This window comes from Limosilactobacillus reuteri (assembly GCF_034259105.1).
Taxonomy (GTDB): domain Bacteria; phylum Bacillota; class Bacilli; order Lactobacillales; family Lactobacillaceae; genus Limosilactobacillus; species Limosilactobacillus reuteri_G.
The window spans coordinates 135,445-161,984 of the sequence record NZ_CP139478.1 but is presented as its reverse complement, the minus strand read 5'-3'; the positions used below and the strand labels follow the sequence as shown (position 1 = coordinate 161,984).

Sequence of the window (26,540 nt, the reverse complement as noted above, 5' to 3'; positions counted from 1 at the left end):
AACCCTCACTTGATAACAATCTTTTTTGTATCTGGTAAACAATGACGAAGATAACCAATTTGATAACTTGTCATGTTTTTATTTGATAGAATCTCTTGAACTTGTGCTACTTGATCTGGTGCCACTGCTAAGACCATTCCTATTCCCATGTTAAATGCTTCGAAACAATCCTCCTTAGTAAGGCCTCCCAGCACCCGCAAATAGCCAAAGACCGGAAGCTGTGGCCACCGACTAGAATCAATCACCGCTTGCAAGTTATCGTCCAACATCCGGGGAACATTTTCAATCAATCCTCCACCAGTAATATGGCTAATCCCATGAACCAATTTGTGATGGACTAGTGGTAAAACGGCTTGAACATAAATCCTAGTAGGAGTTAGGATCGTTTCTCCTACCGTTTTTCCTCTCAATGTTTCTGGGCGATCAGTTAATTTGACATGATTATCCCTAAATAAGATTTGCCGAACAAGGGAAAAGCCATTGGAATGCAAGCCGCTTGATGGGAGGCCAAGTAAAATATCACCTTTTTGTGGTCCAGCAGCGGTAAGAAGTTCTTCTTTTTCTGCTATCCCTGATACTGTTCCTGCTAGGTCATACTCATTGTCTGCATACATATCTGGCATTTCTGCTGTTTCTCCACCAATTAAAGCGGCTCCAGCTTCTCGGCAACCGGTCGCTACTCCGCTAACAATCGCTGCCATCTTAGCCGGATCATTATGGCCGGTCGCAATGTAGTCGAGAAACGTTATTGGTTCCGCTCCCTGCGCCAGGACATCATTAACACACATTGCGACAACATCGATCCCGATTGTATCGTGCTTATTCATTTGTTGGGCAATTAAGAGTTTCGTTCCCACACCATCAGTGCCAGAGACAAGGACTGGATGCCGTACCTGTAATTTTTCTAAGTCAAACATCCCCCCAAAGCTGCCAATTCCCCCAATCACACCTGGGCGATCAGTTGATTTAACTGCATCTTTAATACGGTGAACAAGTTCGTACCCGGCATTTACATCCACTCCTGCATCTTGATAACGACTCATCCTCTTACCCCTTTCTTGCCAATCGCTCTTGTTCGCTTAACGACTTTAAGTACCCTTCTTCATAATCATAAAGCGGCGTTGGGTACTTCCCATCAAAATAAGCCACGGTAAGGCCACCATTAGGAGCATCCCCTGCATCTGGCACGTTAATTGCTTTGATTAAACTATCAATACTCAAAAAATTAAGAGAATCTGCACCAATTAACTGCCGCATTTCTTCAATGAAGTAATGAGCAGCCATCAGTTCTGAACGCGTTGATACATCAATCCCATAAAAACACGGAAACTTAAATGGTGGTGAGGAGATAAGCATATGAACTTCTTTGGCCCCAGCTCTTTTTAGCATTTGGACAATCTGCTTAGAAGTTGTTCCGCGCACAATCGAATCGTCGACTACTACCACTCTTTTTCCTTTTACAACTCCCCGGACAGCTGATAATTTCATCTGAACGCCTAACTCCCGTAACTCTTGAGTTGGTTGAATGAACGTCCGCGCAACGTATTGGCTCTTTATTAACCCCATTTCATATGGAAGGCCGCTTTCTTCCGCATACCCACTAGCAGCAGATAACGATGAGTTAGGTACCCCAATTACCATATCAGCATCAACCGGGTGTTCCTTTGCTAAGAACTTTCCCATTCGTTTTCGCGCATTATGTACCGTTACCCCATGAATAATAGAATCAGGACGGGCAAAATAGATATACTCCATTGAGCAAATCGCCAGCTGGGTTTGGGTAGTGTAATGGTCAATATGTAACCCATTTTTATCAATAACTACTAATTCTCCTGGCAAAACATCACGCACAAATTGAGCATTAATAATATCTAAAGCACAAGTCTCACTAGCAACAACATAAGCCCCATTTTCTAACCTTCCAATACATAAAGGACGAATCCCATTAGGATCTAAAGCCGCAATTAGCCGATCTTTTTGTAGTAATAGGTAGGCAAATCCACCATGGACAAGGTTGAGGCTTTTCTTCAAAGCAGGAATAAAACCTTCATTAATATATTTCCGGATAAGGTGAATTAAAATTTCCGTATCAGAATCTGACTGGAAAACTGCCCCTTCATTTTCCAATTCACGACGAAGGGTAACAGCATTAGTTAAATTACCATTATGGGCGAGAGCAACAGCGCCATCATGAAAGTGAAAAAGAAAGGGTTGAACATTGGCAATCGAATTATGTCCACTTGTCCCATAACGAACATGGCCAATCGCAGCGTTTCCTTTTAATCGTTTAAGCTCAGCCGGATCAGCAAACACTTTCGCCAACAATCCTCGGTCACGGTGTTGATAAAGTTCCGTCCCATCAGTTGAGACAATTCCTGCTCCTTCTTGGCCGCGATGCTGAAGAGTATGCAGGCCGTAATAGGTTAATTGACTAGCGTTAGCCGCATCAAAAATTCCAAAGACCCCACATTCTTCATTTAATCCTTTGATTTCAGTTGGCACGGAATTGCCTCCTCCCATGTTTTTTGTAATTTCGCAACATTTTCATTGAGTTCATCATTTGCCAGTTTAACCATTAACCAGTGACTATTCGTAACTTCTCCGATTAGGTGCGCATCTTTTCCTAATGCCCGTTCGAATTCAGTTGCCTTTTCAGGAGCAACCGTCACGATAAATCTTCCAGGAGTCTCACTAAAAAGGCGAGCTGCGGGCTGATCAGCAAGATCAATTTTCAACCCTAAATCAGTTTTGAAGACCGTTTCTGCTAAGGCCACGCCTAGTCCACCTTCACTCAGATCATGTGCACTAGAAACAAGGCCGTTCTCCATCGTTTTCAGTAACCGTTGCATATATTGATGGACATGATGAAGGTCAAATGATTTAACAATTCCGCTAATATCACCAGTCATCATTTTTTGCAACTCAGAACCCGCATAATCATCACGAGTTTGGCCCACTAGGTAAACCTTATCTCCCGGGTGTTGGACAAACGAAGGAATTACGCGATCAATATTTTTAATCAGGCCGACCATTCCAACCATCGGCGTCGGGTGAATTGCTTGTCCATTGTTTTCGTTATATAAAGAAACATTCCCAGAAATAACCGGGGTATTAAATTCACGGCAAGCATCAGCCATTCCTTGGACAGATTGATGAAGTTCCCAGAAAATTTCTGAATCGGTTGGGTCACCATAATTTAAGCAGTCAGTAATTGCTAACGGTTCGGCTCCACTGGCAATTATGTTGGCTGCCGCTTCAACTAAGGCAATTTGTCCACCAACTTCTGGACTAAGGTAAACAAACCGACCGTTCCCATCAGTTGTCATCGCTAACCCTTTATGTGTTCCACGAATCCGCAGAACCCCAGCATCACTCCCTGGACCGGCCACTGTGTTTGTCCGTACTTGAGAATCATATTGCTGATAAAGACTACTCTTATCCGCAATCGTTGACTGAGCAAGCAGCTTAGTTAAAACTTCAGCAACGTTATCAATATCTGGAATCCACGCTGGCTGCTGTTCGGCTAATTCAATCCGCGCAGGCTTTTTTTCTAGACTTTCTTCTTCTAGTACGTCATCCGTTAAACTCGATACTGGGATGTGACATACTTCTTCATTATCATGAAAGAGAACATAATCATGACCCGCAGTAATCCGGCCAATTGTGACCGCTTCAAGATCGTAAAAATCAAAAATCTTTTTGACATCTTCTTCATGGCCTTTTTTTACGCAAAGAAGCATTCGTTCTTGGGATTCACTAAGCATAATTTCATAAGCCGACATCCCGGGTTCACGTTGCGGAACAAGATCTAAGTTTAGTTCCATCCCACTTTGACCTTCGGAAGCCATTTCCGCACTTGAAGAAACAATCCCCGCTGCCCCCATATCTTGGATGCCTACTAACCAGTCTGGATGATTTCTAATAAGGTCAAGGCAGGCTTCTAATAAGAGTTTTTCCATAAAAGGATTACCGACTTGAACCGCCGAACGTTGCGTCATATTTTCATCATTAAAGTCCGCAGAAGCAAAGGTGGCGCCATGAATTCCATCACGGCCGGTTTTAGCGCCGACATACATCACTGCATTTCCAATTCCGGCAGCGCGACCCTGCTGGATATCTTTTTGGTCCATTAAGCCAACACTCATTGCATTACACAGAACATTGCCCTGGTAGCATGAATCGAATGTTGTTTCACCCGCAATTGTAGGGATTCCCATACAATTACCGTAATCACCAATTCCCCGAACAGTGTTAGTTACTTTCATCCGCGTTGTCGAATTATCTAATTCACCGAAATGGAGGGAATCAAGGGAAGCGATTGGTCGTGCCCCCATGCTGAAAATGTCCCGCAGAATCCCACCGACACCGGTTGCCGCTCCTTGATAAGGTTCAACAGTTGTCGGATGATTGTGACTCTCAGCTTTGAATACCACCGCTTGTCCATCATCAATATCAACAACCCCTGCTCCTTCTCCGGGACCTTGCAATACTCGCTCATTTTTATTAGGGAAGAGACGCAGAACCGGCTTTGACTTTTTATATGAACAGTGCTCACTCCACATCGCGGAAAATAAGCCGGTTTCAGTATAATTTGGTAATCGTCCCAAGATATGAGTGCGAATGTAATCATATTCTGCTTCAGTCAAGCTCCAATCTAAGTATGGTTTCTTTTCTTTAATCTCTTCTGGGGTCATTGCTTGTTTCATTAACTATGCCTCCACTTTAATTCTGCCGTTTTCTAACAAGGACTCAAATAACCGTAAGCCATCCGTACTGCCAAGAATGGTTTCTACTGCTCGTTCAGGATGGGGCATCATGCCTAAGACATTTCCCTGCTTATTGGTAATTCCAGCAATGTTATGCAAACTGCCATTTGGATTTTCAGTCGCGTAACGAAAGACAACTTGATTATTTGCTTCAAGTTCATCTAGTGTTTTTTCATCCGCATAGTAACTACCATCGGCATGCGCAATTGGTAATGCGATTCGTTCGTGATCCTGGTAATGACTAGTAAAAAGAGTTTGCGAGTTCACTACTTCTAAAGGAACGGTTTTACAAACAAAGCGTTGGTTATCATTGCGTTTAAGTCCGCCTGGCAAAAGACCCGCTTCTGTCAAAATTTGAAATCCGTTACACGTTCCAAAAACTGGTTTTCCCTCATTGGCCATTTTGATTATTGCAGGCATGATATTGGTAAACCGGGCAATTGCGCCAGCGCGTAGATAATCACCATAGGAAAAGCCTCCTGGTAACATCACAGCATCAAAACCAGCTAAACTTTTTTGCCGGTGAGAAACATATTCCACATCTGCATGGCAAACGGAATGAAGGACTTCATATAAATCCACATCGCAATTGGATCCTGGGAAAACAACCACCGCAATTTTCATCTAGGCTTCCTCCATAACTTGGTATGTATAAGTTTCCATATTGAAATTAACAAGGAGCTGATCAGCAATTTCTTTTACTGCCGTCGTTACCTCACCCTCATTTGTATCCAAGGTAACGTCAAAGAATTTCCCAACTTTAACGGCAGTTACTTCATCATGCCCTAGAGAATGGATTGCATCCTTAATTGTTTCTCCCTGCGGATCAAAGACCGATTGCTTATAAGTTACGAAAATCCGAACATTAATCATTTATGCTTCCTCCTTAATTACTACTTCTAACCGTTCCAATACCTCATCATATGTTTGGGTTAAATCAGCAAGTTTACGCCGATATACGTCTTTATCCATATGTTGCTTAGTTGTCAGATCCCATAACCGACAATTATCTGGCGAAAATTCATCTGCAAGGATAATCTTGCCATCATTCAAACGGCCAAATTCGAGTTTGAAGTCAACCAACCGTAAATTAGCTTGGGCAAATAATGGTTTAAGTAAGTTATTGACCTTCCGACAGATCCCCCACATTTGCGCAAGTTCCTCTTTGCTGGCAATCTCAAGAGCAATCGTTGCGGATTCATTGATAAAGGGATCATCAAGTTCATCGCTTTTATAGAACATTTCCTCAACTGGCGAAGGAAGCTCTTCCCCTTCTGAAAGTCCATACCGACTCGCAAAATGACCAGCAATTACATTCCGCGTTACAAATTCAAGCGGGAACATCTCACACTTTTTTACCAGGTCTTCGTTAGTTGATAGTTTCTTAATAAAGTGAGTCTCAATTCCCTGCTTCATTAAGTAATCAAAAACAAGCGAAGAAATAGCATTGGCAGCCTCACCCTTACCGGTAAAGTGATCCTTCTTTTTTCCGTTGAGGGCGGTAGCTTGGTCCAGATAAACTACTCGTAAAACTGCTGGATCCTCTGTTTGCCACATCTGTTTTGCCTTGCCGGTATACAATAACTTCTCCATTTAGGGAACTTCCTTTCAGTAAAACACGAACTTTTATTTTAATATCCGAAAATTAATTCGATATTTCATGACAACAATATACTCTTTCCTCTTCCCGCTTGTCAATACAAATTACGATATTTATATGTTTTTTCACTTAAATAGTTCGTGTTTTGCCAGATAAAGCATAACAAAAAGGCTAGAAAAACTTTTTCGTTCGTCTAGCCCCTTAAACTAGCTTATATTAGTCTAATCCCAATCGTTTATAAATGTCATCAACATGGCGGAGGTGCCAGTGGTAATCAAAGGCATCATCAAGATCTTCTTTAGATAATTGCTTTTGAATTGTTGGGTCATCTTCCAATAGTGGGCGGAATGGAATCTGTTCTGCCCAGCACTTAGCGGTATATGGTTGAATCAAATCATAAGCTGCTTCCCGAGTCATCCCACTGTTAACCAACTTCAAAAGAACCCGACCACTGTAAATTAAGCCCAATGTCTTATCCATATTCTTCTTCATTGTTTCAGGGAATACATCGAGATTCTTTAAAATTCGACCAAACCGCCGCAACATGTAATCAAGTAATGAAGTTGCATCTGGTAAAATCATTCGCTCTGCACTGGAATGGGAAATATCCCGTTCATGCCAAAGTGAAACATCTTCATAAGCAGGTACCATAAAGCCACGAAGCATCCGCGCACAACCAGTAATGTTTTCTGAGCCAATTGGATTACGTTTATGTGGCATAGCAGAAGATCCTTTTTGTCCCTTGGCAAAGTGTTCTTCGACTTCATGGATTTCCGTCCGTTGCAGAGAGCGAATTTCAGTTGCCATTTCTTCCATACTTGTTCCAATAAGCGCAATGGTAGCAATATATTCAGCATGCAAATCTCGAGGAAGAACTTGTGTGGAGACTTCTTGAGGACGTAAGCCAAGTTTTTTGCAGACATATTCTTCAACAAATGGATCAATTTCCGCAAAAGTTCCTACTGCACCAGAAATTTTACCCGCTTCAACACCCTTAGCAGCATGTTCAAAACGTTCCTTATTACGCTTCATTTCTGAATACCAACGAGCAGCTTTCAAGCCAAAAGTTGTTGGCTCAGCATGGATACCATGTGTCCGTCCCATACAAACTGTGTACTTATACTTTTCAGCCAATTCTTTAAGGACATCCATAAAGTTATCAATATCTTGACGAAGGATATCGTTCGCCTTTTTCAGACGCAAGCCTTGTGCAGTATCAACTACATCTGTACTCGTCATTCCATAGTGAACCCACTTTCGTTCAGGCCCCAATGATTTAGAAACGTCTCGGGTAAAAGCAATCACATCATGATGGGTCACTGCTTCAATTTCTGCAATTCCCTCTACAGAAAACTTGGCATTCTTTTTAATCTTCTCCACATCTTCTGCTGGAATATGCCCAAGCTTACTCCACGCTTCATCAGCAGCAATCTCAACATCTAACCAACATTGGTATTGTGTTTCTAGGCTCCAAATCTTTTTCATCTCTGGGCTGGTATAACGATCAATCATCAGTTAAAAATCCTCTCTATTTTTTCTAAATGTATTATCGCACAGGAAAAGCGGTTACGTAAAGCCGAACTTTATGCACTCCAAATTCCTGTATTGTCAATTTCTGCTAAAGTAGCTTCAATATCATCAGTCAAGATTGTAACATGGCCCATTTTCCGGTTATGACGAACTTCTGCTTTCCCATAATCATGAAAATGCCAATCTGCCTTTTTCTGAATCTGTTGGCGGACTCCATCAATATGCTGGCCTAAAACATTTGCCATTACCACCGGCTTTAATAATTCTACTTGCGGGAGTGGCCAGTTACAAATTGCTCGGTTATGGATGGCAAATTGGGAGAAGTTACAAGCTTCAATTGAATAATGCCCGGAATTGTGCGGGCGGGGAGCAAGCTCATTAATATAGATCTCTCCATTATCTGTTACAAACATTTCAACCCCTAAAATTCCTCGTAAATTAATCGCTTGGGCAATCTGTACCGCTATTTTTTGCGCCCTTTGTTGTAATTCAGAAGAGATCCTTGCTGGGACAATGCTTAAATGTAAAATTTCATCATGGTGAATATTTTCTGAAACTGGAAAAACCGTTATTTCTCCATCTTCATTACGTCCGACCATCACTGAACATTCGCGGCTAAAAGGAACCCATCCCTCTAAGATACAGTTGCCAGTGGTTAAAATAAGGGCACACTTATCAAGATCGTCCTTATTACGTAACACTTCTTGCCCGTGTCCGTCATATCCCCCTTCACTGGTTTTCAAAACTGACGGGTAACCAATTTTCTTTACCGCATCTTTTAATTCAGCAGAAGTATGCACTGCCATGAATGGAGCTGTTTTTACCCCTGCCTGACGCAAGAAGTTCTTTTCTCGCAAACGATTTTTGGTCGTGTAAAGCAAGTTAGTTCCTTGGGGAAGATAAACGCGATCCTGTACATCTTCCAAAGCATTTAAATCAACATTTTCAAATTCGTAAGTTAGTACATCCGCTTTATCAGCCAACTTTTCAATCGCTTTAGTATCGGCATAAGGAGCAACAATTTGTTCATCAGTAACCTGCCCCGCTGGACAATTTGGTGTCGGATCTAAAATAATAACCTTCATCCCCGTCTGTTTGGCATCCAATGCCATCATCTGTCCCAATTGGCCACCACCAATAATGCCAATCGTTGAGCCTTGTGGAATAAATTTATTCAAGATACTGCCCGCTTTCTTTTGCTTGATCATGCATTGCCTGTCGATACTCGATGATTTGTTGTTGGATATGCTTATCTGTGATCCCCAGAATTTGCAATGCTAATAACGCAGCGTTTTTAGCTCCTGCTTTCCCAATCGCAGTAGTTGCCACCGGAATTCCCGCTGGCATTTGAACAATTGATAAAAGCGAGTCCATTCCACCGAGAGCCTTTGTTTGTCCCGGAATACCGATTACTGGTAGGGGGGTATTGGCTGCAATCATTCCGGGGAGATGGGCTGCACCCCCGGCACATGCAATAATCACTTTAATTCCATTATCAACCGCATTTTGCGCAAACGCGAACATTTCGTTTGGCATCCGATGAGCAGAAATCACATTCTTTTCATATGAAACACCAAATTCATCTAAAATATCACAAGTTTCTTTAACAGTTGGCCAGTCTGATTTACTGCCCATCACAACACTAATATCACTCATAACAATGCCTCCTCAAATCTGCTTTAAGGATAGCAAATCATTTTCCGTAATTCAATATAAATTCGAACTTTAAATTAAATAAGCAATAAATAGTTCGTATTTAATAGATGAAAAAGAAAGGGAGTGGGACTGAACTCACTTGCGAGTTTTCAGTCCCACCCCCGAAGAACGGATGGTTAAGCGTTCTATTCAGCATTACCTTCCGATTTAGCAATTCCATCACGTAAAGTTGCCATATCAACTGTACTCTCCCGAAATTCTTTGTTATGAATTGGCAGATGTTGTTCTAGATTATCAAAAATTTCAAAACTACCTGTTAATTCAGAAGCATCAAAGGCCAAGAGATGTCCAGCAAATTGTCGATCATCGCTAATAAAATGAAGGTGCCAGCCCGCTGCCGTAATCGTGCCAAAAATTTCTGGTGCATAATAACCGATAATGGTCCCAGAAATATTTTCAGCCGTAAACTCAGGCTGATGTTGAGCGACATCGAGCAACGTCGGGTATGGCTTTTCTTGCTTCGGAGCAATCCGAATTTTGACGTGTTCAAACTCACCACTCAATTGTAAGAATGCAAAAACATTAGCAAGCTTATGTTCTTTAACAAAATCATTATTAAGTTTAGCAAAGTTTACATTTCTTAATGTTATATCCTGTTGTTCAGCAGGAAAATGGACTGAGGCGAATGGCATTGTAGCATCCATATCTGTAATATGATTGACCTGACCGCTTGAAACGGCCTGATACACTTCATTATTCAGGATAACAACCTCACCGTCTAAGCCAGTAAAAGTCCCGATTCCCATCGAACCATGTTTTAACAAATCGCTGACAGTAATTGTGCCATCAAAATTCCCTGCCATCAACGCAGCTAACGTTCCATGTTCATATAATGTTGTCATAATCTTTGTTCCCCTCTTAGCCAAGTTGTGAATCAATCAAGTTAGCAGCTAATTCTTTATTATTACTGTAATCAACCGGAACATCTACCACAACTGGTCCATCAATATTAAAGGCCTGACTGAGTACCTTAGTAAGGTCAGCTGGCTTATTTACCCGCAGTCCAGTTGCACCAAAACTCTCAGCATACTTAACAATATCAACATTTCCAAACTTAACACCAGCTGCTTGCGGGTATTTCATCTCTTCTTGGAACTTAACCATGTCGTAATGGCCGCCATCATTCCATACAATCGTTACAACATTAAGATGGTGTTGAACAGCAGTCGCTAATTCTGCCCCAGAGAAGAGGAAGCCTCCATCCCCGCAAACTGCCACTGACTTATGTTCAGGATAAAGCATCGCTGCAACCATCGCCCATGGCAAGCCAACTCCCAGCGTTTGCATCCCGTTACTGATTAACAGGTGTCGTGGTTGGTAGCAACGGAAATGCCGGGCCATCCAGATATAGTGGGAACCCACATCTAGCGCAACGTGCATATCATCAGTAACATTTTCTTGAATTGCATGCACAACCGCTAACGGATGACTAGCATCATTGCTTGCTGGTACTTGAATCTTTTTATCTTGATCAAGTTCTTGCTTATACTTGGCAAGTTGCTCAGTCGCTGCAACAGGATATTCATACCCCTTTAGCAACTTATCAAGTTCCGTTAAGCTTGTAGCAATATTCCCAACTAGTTGCATGATTGGCGTATAGTGGTTATCAATTTGAGCTGGCAAGGTATCAAGGTTTACTATGCGCAGATTCCCCTCCTTATTCCAGTTTCGTGGTTCGTATTCAATTGGATCATAACCAACAGCAATAACAAGGTCGCTTTGTTGAAGGAGTTGATCCCCAACTTGATTGCGGAAAAGGCCAATCCGTCCAAAGTATGACTGTTGTTCTAAGTCACGTGATACCACTCCAGCTGCTTGATATGTTTCGACAACTGGCAACGAATAATCACTTAATAATTTGCGAAGAGCGGTTGTAATTTCTTCATCCGCACCCCGTTGACCAACTAAGATAACCGGCATTTTACTATTTTTAATTAGTTCGACTAGTTTTTGTAAGTCATTTGGATCAGCAGGACCCATCTTAGGTGTTTCATAAATTGGCAATGGCTTTTCGGTTACTTCAGCATCATCAACGTCTTGTGGAAGACTAACGAAAGCTGCTCCCTTACGTGCATCTTGACTTGCTTCAAACGCATTGGCCATAATCTCTGAAATATTATTAGGGTCTTGAATTTCAGCGCTATATTGCGTAATTGGCGCCATAATTTCAGTTGAAGGCATGCTTTGGTGGGTTGCGCGGTGAAGGTCCTTCCGTTGTACTTGGCCCCCAATCGCTAACATTGGATCTCCTTCTGCGTTAGCTGTCATAATCCCAGTTACTAAATTACCAACCCCTGGACCAGAAGTAGCAATTGCGACCCCTGTTTTTCCGGTTAAGCGACCATAAGCTTGGGCCATAAACGCCGCATTTTGCTCATGCCGGGTAACAATTAACTTAGGTGCATCTTCACTGTCTTGACCATTTAGCCCCTCAAACAAACGGTCAATCTTTGCCCCGGGAATCCCAAAGACGAGATTAATCCCGTGCTTTTTCAAACTATCAATAACAACATCGGCACCATATAGTTTCTTTTCCATTAGCCATTCACCTCTACCTAGTTAAACTTATAAAACGATATACCTCTACTGTAGCCCTTATTTTATAATTTCACAAGAAAACGAGTAAGTTCACATAGCAGTATATCAACGACTTCAACCCGCTAGCCCTAAAAAGTTTGTGAAAAAAACATCGATGTACGTTATTGCACAATCGATGTTTCATGTTGGTTATTTAGAATAATCCGGTAATTTTACCATCATCGTCAATCGTCATGTTTACAGCAGCTGGTTCTTTAGGGAGACCTGGCATCGTCATCATATTACCAGCTAAAGCCACCACAAAGCCAGCACCGATCTTTGGTACCAATTCCCGAATACGGAAAGTAAAGTCAGTTGGGGCACCAAGTTGTTTTTGGTCATCTGTAAATGAGTACTGGGTCTTAGCAATACATACTGGCAAATCATTCCATCCGTACTTAGCAAATCGCTTCAATTGATTTTGTGCTTTACGGCTAAATGATACTTCTTTAGCACCATAAATCTGCTTAGCAATCTTCTCTAACTTAGTTTGAAGGTCATCAACTTGAACGTCATAGATATGAGTAAATTCACTTGGACTATCAGCAAGTTCGACTACTTTATTAGCCAAATCATGGGTTCCTTTACCGCCCTTAGCCCAAGCATCAGTCAAAATTACTTCAACATTTTGCTTAGCACAGTCATCCTTAATCATTTGAATTTCTTTATCGGTATCACTGACAAAATGGTTGATTGCAACTACGATTGGTAACCCATATAATTGCATGTTCTTAATATGACGATTAAGGTTTACCATTCCTTTTTTCAGCGCATCAAGATTTTCTTCATTCAAGTCTGCGAGCTTGGCCCCACCATTGTATTCTAACGCTCGGACAGTAGCTACGATGACAATTGCATCAGGATGCTTACCGAGAACACGTTGCTTAATATCAAGGAACTTTTCTCCACCAAGATCAGCCCCAAAACCAGCCTCCGTTACAGTATAGTCAGAAAGGTTAAGGGCAGTTTGTGTCGCTAGCACACTATTACATCCATGCGCAATGTTAGCAAATGGTCCCCCGTGTACAATTGTTGGGGTATGGTCTAAAGTTTGAACAAGGTTAGGCTTTAATGCGTCTTTCAAGATAATTGTAATTGCATCCTGAAAATTAAGCTGACCAACTGTAACCGGCTCTTTATCGTATGTATATCCTACTACAATTCGACTAATCCGTTTTTTCAAGTCATGAAGACTAGTTGAAAGGCATAAAATTGCCATCAACTCGGAAGCAGCTGTAATGTCGAAGCCCGTTTCACGTGGAACACCAGCCATTGGACCCCCAAGACCGGTAACTACATTCCGGAGCGCGCGATCGTTAACATCTTCTACTCGTTTCCAGATAATTCGCCGCGGATCAAGGTTCATTGCATTATCACGCATAATATAGTTATCAATTAAAGCAGCCAAAGTATTATTAGCACTTGTAAGAGCATGCAAGTCACCAGTAAAGTTCAGATTAATATCTTCCATTGGAACAACCTGACTATATCCACCACCGGTTGCACCACCTTTTATCCCAAAAACAGGACCCATTGATGGCTCACGCATCGCAATCGTTGTCTGATAATTTAACTGATTTAATGCATCCCCTAAACCAATTAGGACAGTCGACTTTCCTTCACCAGCAGGAGTCGGATTGATGGACGTAACTAAAATTAGTTTATGTTTTTTATCAGGTAATGGCTTTACATTTAAATCAATTTTAGCTTTGTACTTACCATATTGTTCGATTTCGTCTTCTGAAAGTCCGAGTTTCTCGGCAATTTCTGTAATTGGTTCCAGGGTCGCTTGGTCTGCAATCTCAATGTCTGTCATGAATATCAGCTTCCTTTCTTTAGGCCTATCTTAATTTCATTATACACTAACTCAAGACTTTTTCAGCCATTTTGTAAAATAAGTTCGATTTTCATTAACTTTCTTTAGCTCACACGCAAAAATTGTTCGGATAATAAAAAGTAAAAAATAAATTTCCGCTATGGAATTTTATTTTTCACTTACTTATTTTTTATTCTTTTCGCTCCACGAATTGGTTTTACACCTAATACATCGAGCAAGAAGGTAAAGATTGGTACTCCAACAATCAATCCCCATGTACCAAAAAGATGTTCACCAATCAATAATACAATAAAGGTATAAAAAATTGGGAGATCTGTCCGGCTAGACATAAACTTAGGGTTTAAAACGTAGGCCTCCAGAGTATGAATGATGATGATCATAATGATAATATAGACCACATCGCGAACTCCGCCAACTGAGTAACCGACCATCGCTAATGGAATTGTTGAAATAATTACTCCAGCAACTGGAACCAAACTAAAGATAAATACAATTAACGATAGGGCGAAAATCTGCGGCATTCGCATAAATAATAGGCAAATCGTGGTAATCACCGTGTTGCAAATAGCAATAAAGAATTGGGCCTCTAATACCACCCCAAAAGTGTTAACAAATTTCTTACCAAAATAGTCAATATCTTGGAAGAACCAGCCAAAATCACTATCTAAAAAGCTATGAGAAAATTCATTCATCTGTTTTAATTCAAGTGTATAGAAAAAGCTCAAGATTAAAGACATTACAAATGAAACGGTAATGGCACCAATACTTGTCAACGTACTAACCGCGATCGTTATTCCATGCCGAACCTGGCTCATAATGGTAGCTGTACTTACGTAATGACTGACATAACGATATATCATTGTTGCTTGATGAGTACTATAGAAATGAACTACTGAATTAACCATTTTAACAACTTGTCGAGACAAAACTGGTAAATAGCGTGTCACTCCTAAATATAAAAGAACAATCAATAACACATAGGTCACAATTACAATTAAACTTGTCGACATTCGTGGTAACCACCGTTGGACGAGTCTTACCCAACTAACAACAAGGTAAGTAAGAATAAACGTAAATAAAATTAAATTCATCATTGATCTCATTAGCCAGAGTACGACAATGATTAATAATAAGACGGTGAATCGCCGTAGTTTTACATTCTCAATAAAATGCTTCCAGGCATTCGTCATTCAATCATCTCCCTATTTTTCTTACTAATTAGCATAGTAGCAAGCTTTCATTTTTTCAGCAATTAGTTTATTGCTTTCTTATGAAATGTTTTTTATAAATTGTCTTGAAACACTTTTATTTTAAGGGTGTTATAATGAATATTATTATTGCAGAAAGAAGGATACGTTTCATGTTAGAAAAGACGTTCTATAAGTCACTACTAAAGCACTCGTTTAACATTCCCGTAAAGATCGTATTTTGGGATGGATCAAGTGTTTTTTATGGTGACGAAACTCCTGAGGTAACTATCACCTTTAACGAAAAAATTCCAATGCGTGATATTACCAAGAACGCCTCAATTGCACTTGGGGAAGCCTACATGGATAAGAAGATCGAGATCCAGGGTAGCATTCAAGAATTGATCGAATCAGCCTATGAAAGTGCTGATAGTTTTATGCGGAGTTCTAAGTTCCGCAAATTTTTGCCTAAACAAGGTCACTCAGAAAAAGAGAGTGAAAATGATGTTCAAAGTCATTATGATGTTGGAAACGACTTTTATAAATTATGGCTTGATGACACGCTAACTTACTCATGTGCTTACTTTACTGATGGCAACCATGATGATCTTACAAAAGCACAAGTTGATAAGGTTCATCACATCTTAAAGAAGCTTGATCCAAAGCCTGGCAAAACATTGCTTGACATCGGATGTGGTTGGGGAACATTAATGTTAACCGCTGCTAAAGAATACGGTTTAAAAGTTACCGGGGTTACTTTAAGCGAAGAACAATACCGCCTTGTTAAGGAACGGATTGAAAAAGAAGGTTTGCAAGACGTTGCCGAAGTTAAACTTATTGATTATCGTGAACTTGGTGACCAAAAGTGGGATTACATTACATCCGTTGGTATGTTTGAACACGTCGGAAAAGAAAATCTGCGTCTTTACTTTAAGGATATCCAAGGTTACCTTGCCGATGATGGGGTTGCCTTGATTCATGGTATTACTCGTCAACAAGGCGGTGCATATAATGGGTGGATTAACAAGTATATCTTCCCTGGCGGCTATGTACCTGGTCTTGAAGAAATGATCGGTCACATCGAAGAAAATCATATGCAAATTGCTGATATTGAAATGCTCCGCCGTCATTATCAACGTACCCTCGAAATTTGGGATATGAACTTTAATGAACATCGTGACCAAATTCTTGATATGATGGGTGAACGTTTTACACGAATGTGGGATCTATATCTTCAAGCATGTGCTGCATCATTTGAATCGGGAAACATTGATGTTATTCAATACTTGATTACTAAGGGTCCATCAGGTAAAAACTTACCAATGACTCGGGATTACATGACAAAATAGAACAACCTAAGATTAGTTCAGGACGAAAAATATCTCGTTCTGGACTTTTTTGTTACTCGCCGTTTGTAAAATTAAGTTAGAAAAATAGAAAAGCCATTTGTGGTAGACTTTTGAATACCCCTAAACAAAAGAAAGGAAACCACAAATGACTTACACCCATCTTACCACAAACGAGCTGACAATCATCGCCCATTCTTTCGTGCAAAAGCTTAAAGCGTACCGAGTGGCCCAAATGATCAACCGTTGCGCCGAAACCGTTTATCGCGTTTATCGTTACCTGGAAACCGGTGCCTCAATTGCTGATTATCAAGATCACTATATGCGCAATAAGCAACGTTGTGGCCGAAAACGTACTCAGTTGTCACTGGCTGAACTCACTTATATCAACGACAAAATTGCCCAGGGGTGGACGCCTGATACCATTATTGGGCGCGCTGAGCGCCCAATTAGTTGTAACCGGCGAACTCTTTACCGGATGTTTGAACGTGGCCAGTTCGGCTTCGATGTCCGTTCCTTGCCGATGCGAGGTAAGCGGCACCCGAATGGCTATGTCGAGCGCCGCGGGAAGGCTGGCCAATTGGGGCGAAGTATTCACGAGCGTGCCAAGGACTTTCCGCACTATGCCACTGAATTTGGGCACCTTGAAGCTGATACCGTCCAAGGCAAAAAGCACCAAGGGGCGGTAATGACCCTGACCGAACGCCAATTGAAGGTCGAAATTGTACTCAATGTGCACGAAAAGACGGCTGATGCGATTAACCAACACTTAAGTCAGTGGCTTCGGAAATTCCCGCGGCACTTCTTCAAATCGATTACCTTTGACAACGGAAAAGAATTCGCCGGCTGGCGCGAGATTGCCAATCAATTTGACCTTCACACTTACTTTGCCGAGGTTGGTGCTCCCAATCAACGAGGGCTGAACGAAAACAACAACGGTCTTTTACGCCGGGATGGCTTAACGAAACAGCTAGATTTCCGCAATCTTCCTGATGAATTGGTAACCCAACTGATGAGTAAGCGAAATAACCTGCCCCGTAAATCACTAGGCTATCGAACTCCATATGAAGTATTCATGTCTTACGTCACTGATGAGCAACTATTTTCTTTCTAACTTAAATTGACATTTCGGGACTCTAAAAATAGAACGTAGAGCTGGTGAGAAATCTTTATTTTCTCCAGATCTTTCACAAACTTATCCTTTGAAACCCTTTAATATTATTCGTTTTTTAGTTTAAAAATAGGTTGATTTAAATTAAAATGTTCGTTATTATAATGACACATTCGAATGTAACTGTTCTATCACTTTCAGAATTTCAAAGGAGTATATAAATTATGCAAAGTCAATTTTCAACTGTTGAAGAAGCATTAAACCAATTAGTAAATGGTGGTTATATCATCTTAGCCGATAATGAAGATCGTGAAAACGAAGGTGATTTAGTAGCTTTAGGTGAAAATGTCAACGCTGATACTATCTATGAAATGTTGAACGAGGCAAATGGTTTGATGTGTGTACCAGTAAGCGAAGATATTGCTAAGCATTTAGCGTTTAAGCCCATGGTAGAACATAGCACTGACCCACACCAAACACCATTTATGGTTACTACTGATGGTACCTTAGAAGCAACCGGTGTTACTACTGGTGTTTCCGCTTTTGACCGCGCAGCAACGATTCGGCAAATTGCCAAGCCAACTGCACAAGCATCTGACTTTAATCATCCCGGCCACATTCAACCTCTTTACGCCCAACCTCATGGATTAAGAGATCGAATCGGTCACACCGAAGCAGCTGTTGATCTTGCCTATTTAGCAGGGAAGGCACCAGTTGCTGTTATTATCGAAGTGTTAAAGAGTGACGGCAAGATGGCTCGTCGTGGTAATCTGTCAGTCCTCGCTAACCGAGTTCATGTACCATTTATTACAATCAATCAAATTATTGAGTATTTGGACGCAAAGGGAATCGATTATGCCGCTGACCTCGCTAAAGTAAATGCTTAATTAATGTATTCCCTTTCATTTTCGATTACGTTAAAATATAGACATAATTACCTATGAAGGGATGTTTAATCATGGACGGTGCGATTTTTTCGTTTAATAATATCTTTGTTAATACAAATAAGTTATCCTTTACTGCATGGCAACGTTTTGCAATGTATGAATTTGGGATGGGATTACCTGGAAAATTAGCTTCCCAATTCGATAACCTTACTCCTTCGCAGGGGCTCTCCCTAGCCTTAGCCCATTTTAATGCTAATCCTGCCCCAAGCGAAAAGGCTTCAATGATTGCAGAATGGCAAAAATTTCTTAACGAAGAAGCGGATAGCCTAAGTGAAAAGGATCAACTTCCAGGAATTAAGCGTCTTTTACTAAATCTCTATGATCATTACGTTAAAATTGCCGTGTTAGATGCTAATGGGGATGTACAAAATGTTCTTAAACAAATTGACCTTGATAATTATGTCGATAGTATCGTTAAGACTAATGATAAAGAAAACCCATATCTAACTGCTGTTAATCAATTAAATCTTATCGGAGCTAATTGCATTGGAGTTGGAACGACAGCTCATGATATCGAGAATATTCATCACATAAATGCGATTGCAATTGGTGTTGGTGATGCCAAAACATTAGCAAGTGCAGATTATCAAGTAGTACAAGTTGGCGACTTACGCTACCCAATGCTCCAAAAGATTTGGGAAGATAAACAATAAGATAAAGCCTAAGATTAATTCAGATTAACATTTTTTCTGAATCAATCTTAGGCTTTTTTGATAAGTAATTATTATGATGCTTGCTCTTTACTCCAACTTAACGGATCTTTCCGCCATTCTTGAAGAGACTTGAGGTGGTCCGCACTAATTTGGTCATTTCCCTTTGCGACCTTAATCAAAGTCATATAATCCGTTACTGAATAGTATTTTAGTCCATTTGCCATAAAGTTTTGTTCAGCAGCTGGCAAATCATAAGTAAAGACAGAAACAACGCCAATTACTTTTCCGCCTGCATTGTTAACCGCCCGCACAGCGTTTAGTACACTACCACCAGTTGAAATAAGGTCATCAATCACGACGACTTTTTGTCCTTCTTTAAGAACACCTTCAATTTGCTTGCCTTGACCATGATCTTTCGGCTTAGTCCGAACATAAATCATCGGTAATTCCATATTCTGAGCAACTCATGCCGCATGAGGAATTCCAGCAGTTGCTGTCCCGGCAATAACATTGGCCTCACTAAAATGGAGTTTAATTTGTTCAACCATCCCATTAAAAATTGCTTGCCGAACTTCTGGATAAGAAATCGTCAATCGATTATCTGTGTAGATTGGGGATTTTAGACCACTTGCCCAGGTAAATGGTTGGTCTGGGTTAAGGGTAACAGCATGAATATCTAATAATGCTTTTGCAACGCGTTGTGAATATGTCATTTTTCTTCCTCCTCATTTAAGAATGCTTTTTGGACTTCTTGATAAGCAGCAACCGGGTCAAAGCTCTGGGTGATTGGCCGGCCAACCACAATCGCATTGCTTCCATCTATTCTTGCTTGGGCAGGGGTAACCACTCGTTTTTGATCATCTTTTATTGCATGAGTCGGGCGGATTCCTGGCGTTACACATAGGAAATCATCCCCAGTCACTTCACGAATCGCCTTGATTTCATGGGCTGAGCATACTACGCCAGCCAATCCTACTTTTTCTGCTAAGCGCGCGTAGCTTTGAACTGACTCAATCAACGACAAATCAACATGCTGTTGTTCATGCAGAATTTTTTCGTCAATCGAAGTAAGTTGGGTAATTGCTAATAACTTTGCTGGTTCAACGCCTGCTTCCTTAGCTCCTTCTTCTAGACCGGCCAATCCGGCAATCAGCATTTCACTGCCCCCCGCTGCGTGAATTGTCGTAAAATCAATTCCCAATCGGCCAATAGCTGCCATTGCGCGATGAACAGTATTTGGAATATCGTATAATTTCAAATCAAGGAATACCTTAAATCCCCGTTTTTTTTGCCTCTTTAACAATTACTTGTCCTAGGCCATAGTACAATTCCATTCCAATTTTTACGATCGGCTGCGGTTTTACCATTAATTTGTCAAATAAGTCAATTGCTTCCTGCTTAGTTGCAACATCGATCGCCACCATTGGTACGAAGCGTTTCAAAATCTTACCTCCCATAAATCCGTCAGTTTCTTAATCCCGTATCTACCCATTACGATTGGTAAATCAGCTGCAATTTTCGGACAAGCCAATGGATCATGAAAACTAGCTGCCCCGATTTGAACAGCATTAGCACCTGCCATCATAAATTCAAGGACATCTTCAGCTGACTCAATTCCACCCACGCCGATGATAGGCAAAGAAGAAACCTGGCGTACCTGGTGAATCATTCTTAATGCTAAAGGCTTAATTGCAGGACCTGATAAACCGCCCGTTACATTAGCTAAAGCCGGGCGTCGGGTTTTTAAGTCGATGCTTAATCCCGTTAACGTATTAATCATCGTCAGGCCATTAGCGCCCCCTTGCTCAGCCGCTTGCGCGAGAGGAACAATATTAGTTACATTTGGTGTTAGCTTTACATAGATAGGAATTCCTAGGGCAGCTTTAACTACTTGTTTTACTAATCGTTGCAGTACTTCTGGATCAGTTCCCATTGCCATCCCGCCGTGTTTTACATTCGGACATGACACGTTTAATTCAATTGCTTTCACCCCAGCCGTATTAGCAAATTTACTAACGACTTTAACGTATTCGTCTTCAGAAAAACCAGCAGCACTTGCAATAATCGGTAGTTGCGGATAATTTTTTCGTAACCACGGAATTTTTTCATTAGTTGCTGCGGTAATGCCCACATTCTGAAGACCATTAGCATTAAGCCAACCGGCACTGGTTTCACAAACTCGCGGACGTGGATTACCTTGGCGGGGATGGAGGGTAGTGGATTTTAACACAAGGGAGCCTAACTGATTAAGATTATACTTTTTAGCTGCTTCTTGCCCATACCCACAAGTCCCACTTGCCGCAATAATCGGATTTTTTAGTGATAATCCCGGCAATTCAACTGCTAATCGTTGTGTTTCTTGCATTATCCTTCTCCCTCCAGATATACGAGTTTTCCATCAACATAAGTTCGCTTAGTCATTCCGTATACTTGTTCACCAACAAATGGAGTATTGTGACCCTTAGAGAAAAACTGGTCTGGTTGAATTACATCTTGATGATCGATGTCAAATACAGCAATATCTGCTGGGTCCCCTACCTTTAATAATCCAGCGTTATCAAGGTTAAAAATCGCTTGCGGTTTAACGGCCATCCAGTCAATCAATTGGGCAAGCGTAAAGATACCCGTTTTAACAAAGTGTGTATAGAGTAAGGCAAAAGCTGTTTCTGAGCCAACAATGCCATTTGGCGATTTAAGAAATCCTTGTTGCTTCTCCACATCGGTATGGTGCATGATCGGTAGCAATACAATCAATCGTGCCATCCAATAGCCCAATTAAACAAGCTTGTTGGTCAAGACGCTGCCGAAGAGGTGGATTCATCTTAAATTCAGCATCATCCTCTTTAATATCAGCATCGGCTAAAAGTAAATGATGGGGAGTCACTTCACATGTAACGTTAATTCCTTGTTGTTTGGCATGACGAATCAGGTCAATACTTTCTTTAGTTGAAACATGGCAAACATGATAATGAACCCCAGTTGCCTGCGCAATCACCAAATTCCGGGCAATTTGCGCTGTTTCACTAATCGCTGGCATTCCTGGTAGTGCTAGTTTTTTAGCAATAGTTGCGCCGTCATTAATTACCCCATTTTGTGCAAGTTGATTATCTTGAGCATGATCACATAACAGAGCGTTAACTCTAGCTAGTTGTTGCATTGCTTGGTATACAACTCCAGCATCTTGAATTCCCGCACCATCATCGCTAAAAAGACGGGCACCTGCAGCATACTGCTCAGCAACATCAACCGCTTGTTTCCCAGCCCGACCAACTGTAACTGGTGAGTATTGGAGGATTTTTACCAGTCCAGCTTTCTCGTTTCGATCAACCTGTTCTTTAAATTTTTCTGGTGTGTCACATGTCGGATTAAGGTTGGCCATTGCAGCAATTGTCGTAAAGCCACCGTGTGCAGCAGCTTTACTTCCTGTGGCAATCGTTTCTTTATTGGTATAGCCTGGCTCGCGAAGATGAACATGAACATCAATTAGTCCTGGTGTAATCAAGCCATTATCCAGGTCGATTATTTCTGCATCACTTGGTGCCTGGATATGCTCGCCAATTGCCTTAATCTTGCCATCTACAATCAAAACTTCACTCTTAACCAATTCATCATTATAAATTCGCTGGCCATTCGTTAGTAAAACTGCCTTACTCATCGCAATCACCTTTTTACATCAATCCTTGGTAACGAAGAACTCGACTAAGAATTGCCATCCGGGTATATACGCCGTTTGTCATTTGTTGGAAAATGCGGGAATTAGGCGCTTCAACAAGGGAGCTATCGATTTCAACACCCCGGTTAACTGGCGCTGGATGCATAATGATTGCACCCTGCTTCATCTTTGCGGCCCGTTCTAAAGTTAAACCATAAGCTTGGTGATATTGATTAGCATCAAAAGCCTGACCGTCAGCAGTCGTTAACCGTTCATTTTGAACTCGTAGTAAATTAACTACATCCATTTGAGGAAGCAATTTGTCAAAGTCACCAAAAGTTCCATATTGTTCCAGTGTAGGATCATACCATTTTTCCGGACCAGCAAAGTAAACCTCTGCTCCTAAGCGATTAAGCATCATTGCATTTGAGTGCGCTACTCGGGAGTGACTAAGATCACCAATAATTAGTACTTTTAACCCCTTGAAATCGCCAAATTCTTCATTAATTGTCATCATATCAAGTAAACATTGGGATGGGTGCTGGCCGCTGCCATCACCACCATTTACAATTCCGATCTTAAAGTCTGAATGGTTAAGCAATTGGTTGTAATATTCATTTTCAGGATGACGGATTACCGCAACATTTACACCAATTGATTCCATTGTCTTAACAGTGTCATAGAGGCTTTCCCCTTTTTTCACTGAACTCGTACCCGCTTCGAATTCTAGTACATTCGTCTCCAACTTCATTTGTGCCATTTGGAAACTGGTCTTCGTTCGGGTTGAGTTTTCAAAGAAGAGGTTAACCGCGTATGCAGGTGCAGTGAGAACCGCTTGCTTTCCAGCTTTATATGCTTGGGCTTCATGAATTAAATCAATTGCATCTGCTGCATCCATGTCGGCAACTGTTACTAAATTTGGTTGAATTCTTTCTGTACTAATCATCAATAGCGCTCCTTTTCCAGTCTAATTACAACAAAACAGTGATAACTTCCCATTTAGATTTCGAGAGTCATCACTGTTTGCTTTTAGGATATAAGTAGGCTAAAAACAACATACCGTTTTGCTCTCTCTGGAAACAATTAAATGGTCGGTCGTTTCAAAATACCTATTGATTTTACTGGCGTATTCTTGGTGCTACTGCTTAAAAGAAAAACCTCCTCAGCAATAGCTAAGAAGGTGTACTTAAACGCTCAATTAAATCCTTCCTAGCCTCACGGGACTAAGTTAAAGGTATTTTTATTATTTATGATAATAAGCGTAGTTCATGAAAATGTCAAATCTTTTTTCTATTTTGCAAAAGATTCTTTTAGAGCTTGCCATAGCTTTTCCTGCCTTTGGCATCTGTTCGACATTATTTTTGCGACGAACAAAAGCAAGTTTTTGGGTAACTTGGGGAACGATTGGCACTTTAACCACTTTGCTATCTAAGTTTTCACTTATTGATTGTTCCATCAACAAGGTTATCCCCATCCCCAAGGCAACCATATTTACTAATGTTCTTCCTTTTTCTCCTTCAAAAACGGAATATGGGTCAAATCCAGCCGCAGTACAAGCTTGTTGAACAAAGACCGCAAACGGATTTTGATGGTTTAATGTTAAGAACTTTTCTGCTTTTAGATCTGTAAGCGTTAATTCCTTTTGTTTAGAAAGTGGATTCCGCGCTGGAATATAAGCTACTAAATCATCAGTTCCCACTGAAAGCACCTCAAAATCATCAGGAAGTTTACCAGCATAACTAATAAATACCAGCTCGCTTTCCCCTTGTTGTAGCTGTGCCATTGGATCAACATCTTCAACAATATTCATTTTATGCTGTTGGGCTAATTTTTTAACAACCGGAGCTGCTTGATAATTAGTAAAGCCTGGGACGACAGCAACTTTGATCGCTTCTTCTGCTTCCTTTTTTCGATAATCCGTAACCACCGATAATAATTTAGCGTGTTTTTGAGCAATTTCAGTGATCAATGGTAAAATTTTTGCCCCGATTTCAGTTAATTCAACTACGCCGCCTTCCGGTCTAATAAGCTTGATCTTAAGCTCTTCTTCGAGTGCTTTAATTGTGCTAACCAATTCATCAACCGTTATACCTGATTTTTTTGCCGCATATTGATAATCCAAAGTATTGGCAAGGTTAACAAATGCAATTGTTTGCTTAAAATCCAACGTACTCACTTCCTAAAATAAAAGGGATTGGCTTCTTAGCAAGTTAGAAACCAATTCCACTGTTTAAAGCTTAATTTAATTATAACAAAACTACTCTTATAACGCTAAACTCAGAAGCCAAACAGCAACTAATCCAGCAATTACTGAAATCGACATTGACCGTGTAAAGTATGCAATCACAATCACGATCACTGCTGCAATAATTCGTTCTGGATAACCGAATAAAGTAAAATGATAAGAGCCAGTTAAGAAGATCCCTTTTACAACCAGGGTCGCAAATAAACTAACTGGGACATATTTCATCCATTCATTAAACCATTCTGGGATTTTTCGCGTTGAGAAGAATAATACTGGTAGATAACGGGGAATAAATGCCGCTAAAGCTGCCAAGATAATCACCATAATATGGTAAACGATTTTATTACTTAATAGTTGCTCCATGTCTAGCCCTCATCAGGATGTTGATCATCATGTTTTTTCTCTTCATGTTTCTCATCATGGTGTTCAACAACATCTTCAATCTTAGTTTCCAGTTTTTCAACTTCCTTAACTTCTTTTTGTTGCGCTTGTTTATCCTCGATCGTAGTCTTTGTGATCTTCGGCCTAAACATTTTTGTCAAGAACCAGTTCGAATTTGGATGCTTACTATGGTGACGAACTGTATTTTCAATCAAGAACCCAACAAAGGAAGCAATTAAGGTCGCAATAATAATCCCAAGTGTACTTTTAGTCAATGCCTGGAAGTATACACCAAGAACAGCTGCCAAAATACCAATAACTAGGGTCAAGTGGTTTTGAACCTGCATTACGATCATATATAAGAATAAGGCAGTTAATGCAAAATCAACCACTTCAAGGTCAATCGAAATTGCACCACCAATCAAACCACCAACCACGTTTGAAATTGACCATGCTGCAAGTGAATAATACTCCACTAACAACGCGTCATCGGGATCCCATTTCTTATCAGTTACAAACTTCATATAGTTAACAGCATAGTTTTCATCGTTCATTGATGCAGAAAAGATGAGAATGAAACGTGCTGATTTATCCTTAATATATTTAGATAAACTCGATCCTAACAATGCATATCGTAACTCCAAGAAGAAAAGTGAGATAAAGATAGTCCCTAATGGAGCGTTACTTGCTAATAACGATGCTAGAATAAATTGTGCCCCACCAGAAAACACTAATACCGACACCAATAAAATCATTATAAAGTTTAAACCTGCTGCGTGTAGCAAGATTCCACAGGCCAATCCAATCGGAATATAACTAAGACACAATGGCATTGAGACACCAAGCACCTCAAGCCAGCGTGTCCTTTCTGGATTTATTTGTGCTTTAGCCACAGAATTTCCTCCAATAATTTGTATCTTTTATAATATCAAGTGACACAATGCTCTTTTAGTCTACCACATATAAAATTAGTTGAATATAATTGAAAAAGA

22 protein-coding genes and 3 pseudogenes are annotated in these 26,540 nt (G+C 40.7%); 4 read left to right on the top strand and 21 right to left on the bottom strand.

The window, feature by feature from the left end:
* Positions 1-5 precede the first annotated feature (5 nt).
* The 13 genes from purM to SH603_RS01615 form a co-directional block, all read right to left on the bottom strand.
* Entirely contained in the window at positions 6-1,043 is a 1,038-nt protein-coding gene (gene purM, locus SH603_RS01675) for a phosphoribosylformylglycinamidine cyclo-ligase (protein WP_169472827.1), read from the bottom strand.
* 4 nt (positions 1,044-1,047) lie between these two features.
* Positions 1,048-2,502 (bottom strand): amidophosphoribosyltransferase, encoded by a 1,455-nt coding sequence (purF, locus tag SH603_RS01670; protein WP_169472828.1) that lies wholly within the window; start codon positions 2,500-2,502, stop codon positions 1,048-1,050.
* Entirely contained in the window at positions 2,478-4,706 is a 2,229-nt protein-coding gene (purL, locus tag SH603_RS01665; protein ID WP_169472829.1) for a phosphoribosylformylglycinamidine synthase subunit PurL, read from the bottom strand. Before purL ends, purF begins: the two co-directional genes overlap by 25 nt.
* Positions 4,707-4,709: 3 nt before the next feature.
* On the bottom strand, positions 4,710-5,390 hold the full coding sequence (gene purQ, locus SH603_RS01660) for a phosphoribosylformylglycinamidine synthase subunit PurQ (RefSeq protein ID WP_135951739.1): 681 nt from the start codon (positions 5,388-5,390) through the stop codon (positions 4,710-4,712).
* Positions 5,391-5,639: a phosphoribosylformylglycinamidine synthase subunit PurS gene (gene purS / locus SH603_RS01655; protein ID WP_169472830.1), complete on the bottom strand. Its 249-nt coding sequence runs from the start codon at positions 5,637-5,639 to the stop codon at positions 5,391-5,393. It lies immediately after the preceding gene.
* Positions 5,640-6,359, bottom strand: a complete 720-nt coding sequence (gene purC / locus SH603_RS01650; protein WP_169472831.1) for a phosphoribosylaminoimidazolesuccinocarboxamide synthase — start codon at positions 6,357-6,359, stop codon at positions 5,640-5,642. It abuts the gene before it with no gap.
* Between the two features lie 223 nt (positions 6,360-6,582).
* Entirely contained in the window at positions 6,583-7,878 is a 1,296-nt protein-coding gene (purB, locus tag SH603_RS01645; protein ID WP_169472832.1) for an adenylosuccinate lyase, read from the bottom strand.
* A gap of 71 nt (positions 7,879-7,949) precedes the next feature.
* A complete protein-coding gene (gene purK, locus SH603_RS01640) occupies positions 7,950-9,104 on the bottom strand; it encodes a 5-(carboxyamino)imidazole ribonucleotide synthase (RefSeq protein WP_169477811.1) in 1,155 nt (384 codons plus the stop codon).
* A complete protein-coding gene (gene purE, locus SH603_RS01635; protein ID WP_169472834.1) occupies positions 9,067-9,552 on the bottom strand; it encodes a 5-(carboxyamino)imidazole ribonucleotide mutase in 486 nt (161 codons plus the stop codon). The genes purK and purE overlap by 38 nt, the downstream gene beginning before the upstream one ends.
* A gap of 185 nt (positions 9,553-9,737) precedes the next feature.
* Positions 9,738-10,454: an acetolactate decarboxylase gene (budA, locus tag SH603_RS01630; RefSeq protein ID WP_169472835.1), complete on the bottom strand. Its 717-nt coding sequence runs from the start codon at positions 10,452-10,454 to the stop codon at positions 9,738-9,740.
* Positions 10,455-10,470: 16 nt separating this feature from the next.
* Positions 10,471-12,150, bottom strand: a complete 1,680-nt coding sequence (gene alsS / locus SH603_RS01625) for an acetolactate synthase AlsS (RefSeq protein WP_321534005.1) — start codon at positions 12,148-12,150, stop codon at positions 10,471-10,473.
* Positions 12,151-12,343: 193 nt separating this feature from the next.
* Positions 12,344-14,005, bottom strand: coding sequence for a formate--tetrahydrofolate ligase (locus tag SH603_RS01620; RefSeq protein WP_321534004.1), 1,662 nt, complete (start codon positions 14,003-14,005; stop codon positions 12,344-12,346).
* 179 nt (positions 14,006-14,184) lie between these two features.
* Positions 14,185-15,216: an AI-2E family transporter gene (locus SH603_RS01615; protein ID WP_169483238.1), complete on the bottom strand. Its 1,032-nt coding sequence runs from the start codon at positions 15,214-15,216 to the stop codon at positions 14,185-14,187.
* A gap of 170 nt (positions 15,217-15,386) precedes the next feature.
* Here SH603_RS01615 and SH603_RS01610 point away from each other — a divergent pair, with 170 nt between their 5' ends.
* The 4 genes from SH603_RS01610 (at position 15,387) to SH603_RS01595 (ending at position 19,270) form a co-directional block, all read left to right on the top strand.
* Positions 15,387-16,562 (top strand): SAM-dependent methyltransferase, encoded by a 1,176-nt coding sequence (locus SH603_RS01610; protein ID WP_169471778.1) that lies wholly within the window; start codon positions 15,387-15,389, stop codon positions 16,560-16,562.
* 145 nt (positions 16,563-16,707) lie between these two features.
* Positions 16,708-17,673: an IS30 family transposase gene (locus tag SH603_RS01605; protein ID WP_321534003.1), complete on the top strand. Its 966-nt coding sequence runs from the start codon at positions 16,708-16,710 to the stop codon at positions 17,671-17,673.
* 221 nt (positions 17,674-17,894) lie between these two features.
* The gene (gene ribB / locus SH603_RS01600) at positions 17,895-18,557 is read left to right on the top strand and encodes a 3,4-dihydroxy-2-butanone-4-phosphate synthase (protein ID WP_169471777.1); all 663 of its coding nucleotides are present in this window, start codon (positions 17,895-17,897) and stop codon (positions 18,555-18,557) included.
* Positions 18,558-18,610: 53 nt separating this feature from the next.
* Complete coding sequence (locus SH603_RS01595; RefSeq protein WP_169473528.1) at positions 18,611-19,270, top strand: HAD hydrolase-like protein; 660 nt, start codon at positions 18,611-18,613, stop codon at positions 19,268-19,270.
* 71 nt (positions 19,271-19,341) lie between these two features.
* Here SH603_RS01595 and pyrE read toward each other — a convergent pair.
* The 8 genes and pseudogenes from pyrE to SH603_RS01555 all read right to left on the bottom strand — a co-directional run bounded on the left by pyrE (position 19,342) and on the right by SH603_RS01555 (position 26,441).
* A pseudogene (gene pyrE, locus SH603_RS01590) lies at positions 19,342-19,983 on the bottom strand (orotate phosphoribosyltransferase).
* A pseudogene (pyrF, locus tag SH603_RS01585) lies at positions 19,980-20,727 on the bottom strand (orotidine-5'-phosphate decarboxylase). The pseudogenes pyrE and pyrF overlap by 4 nt, the downstream one beginning before the upstream one ends.
* Complete coding sequence (locus tag SH603_RS01580; RefSeq protein WP_321534002.1) at positions 20,709-21,635, bottom strand: dihydroorotate dehydrogenase; 927 nt, start codon at positions 21,633-21,635, stop codon at positions 20,709-20,711. Before SH603_RS01580 ends, pyrF begins: the two are co-directional and overlap by 19 nt.
* Positions 21,635-22,925, bottom strand: a pseudogene (locus SH603_RS01575) (dihydroorotase). Before SH603_RS01575 ends, SH603_RS01580 begins: the two are co-directional and overlap by 1 nt.
* Positions 22,926-22,938: 13 nt before the next feature.
* A complete protein-coding gene (locus SH603_RS01570) occupies positions 22,939-23,868 on the bottom strand; it encodes an aspartate carbamoyltransferase catalytic subunit (protein ID WP_169473520.1) in 930 nt (309 codons plus the stop codon).
* Between the two features lie 297 nt (positions 23,869-24,165).
* A complete protein-coding gene (locus tag SH603_RS01565; protein ID WP_225437708.1) occupies positions 24,166-25,089 on the bottom strand; it encodes a LysR family transcriptional regulator in 924 nt (307 codons plus the stop codon).
* A gap of 96 nt (positions 25,090-25,185) precedes the next feature.
* Positions 25,186-25,530 (bottom strand): AzlD domain-containing protein, encoded by a 345-nt coding sequence (locus SH603_RS01560; RefSeq protein WP_169471308.1) that lies wholly within the window; start codon positions 25,528-25,530, stop codon positions 25,186-25,188.
* Positions 25,531-25,532: 2 nt separating this feature from the next.
* On the bottom strand, positions 25,533-26,441 hold the full coding sequence (locus SH603_RS01555; protein WP_169471307.1) for an AzlC family ABC transporter permease: 909 nt from the start codon (positions 26,439-26,441) through the stop codon (positions 25,533-25,535).
* Between the last annotated feature and the right edge of the window lie 99 nt (positions 26,442-26,540).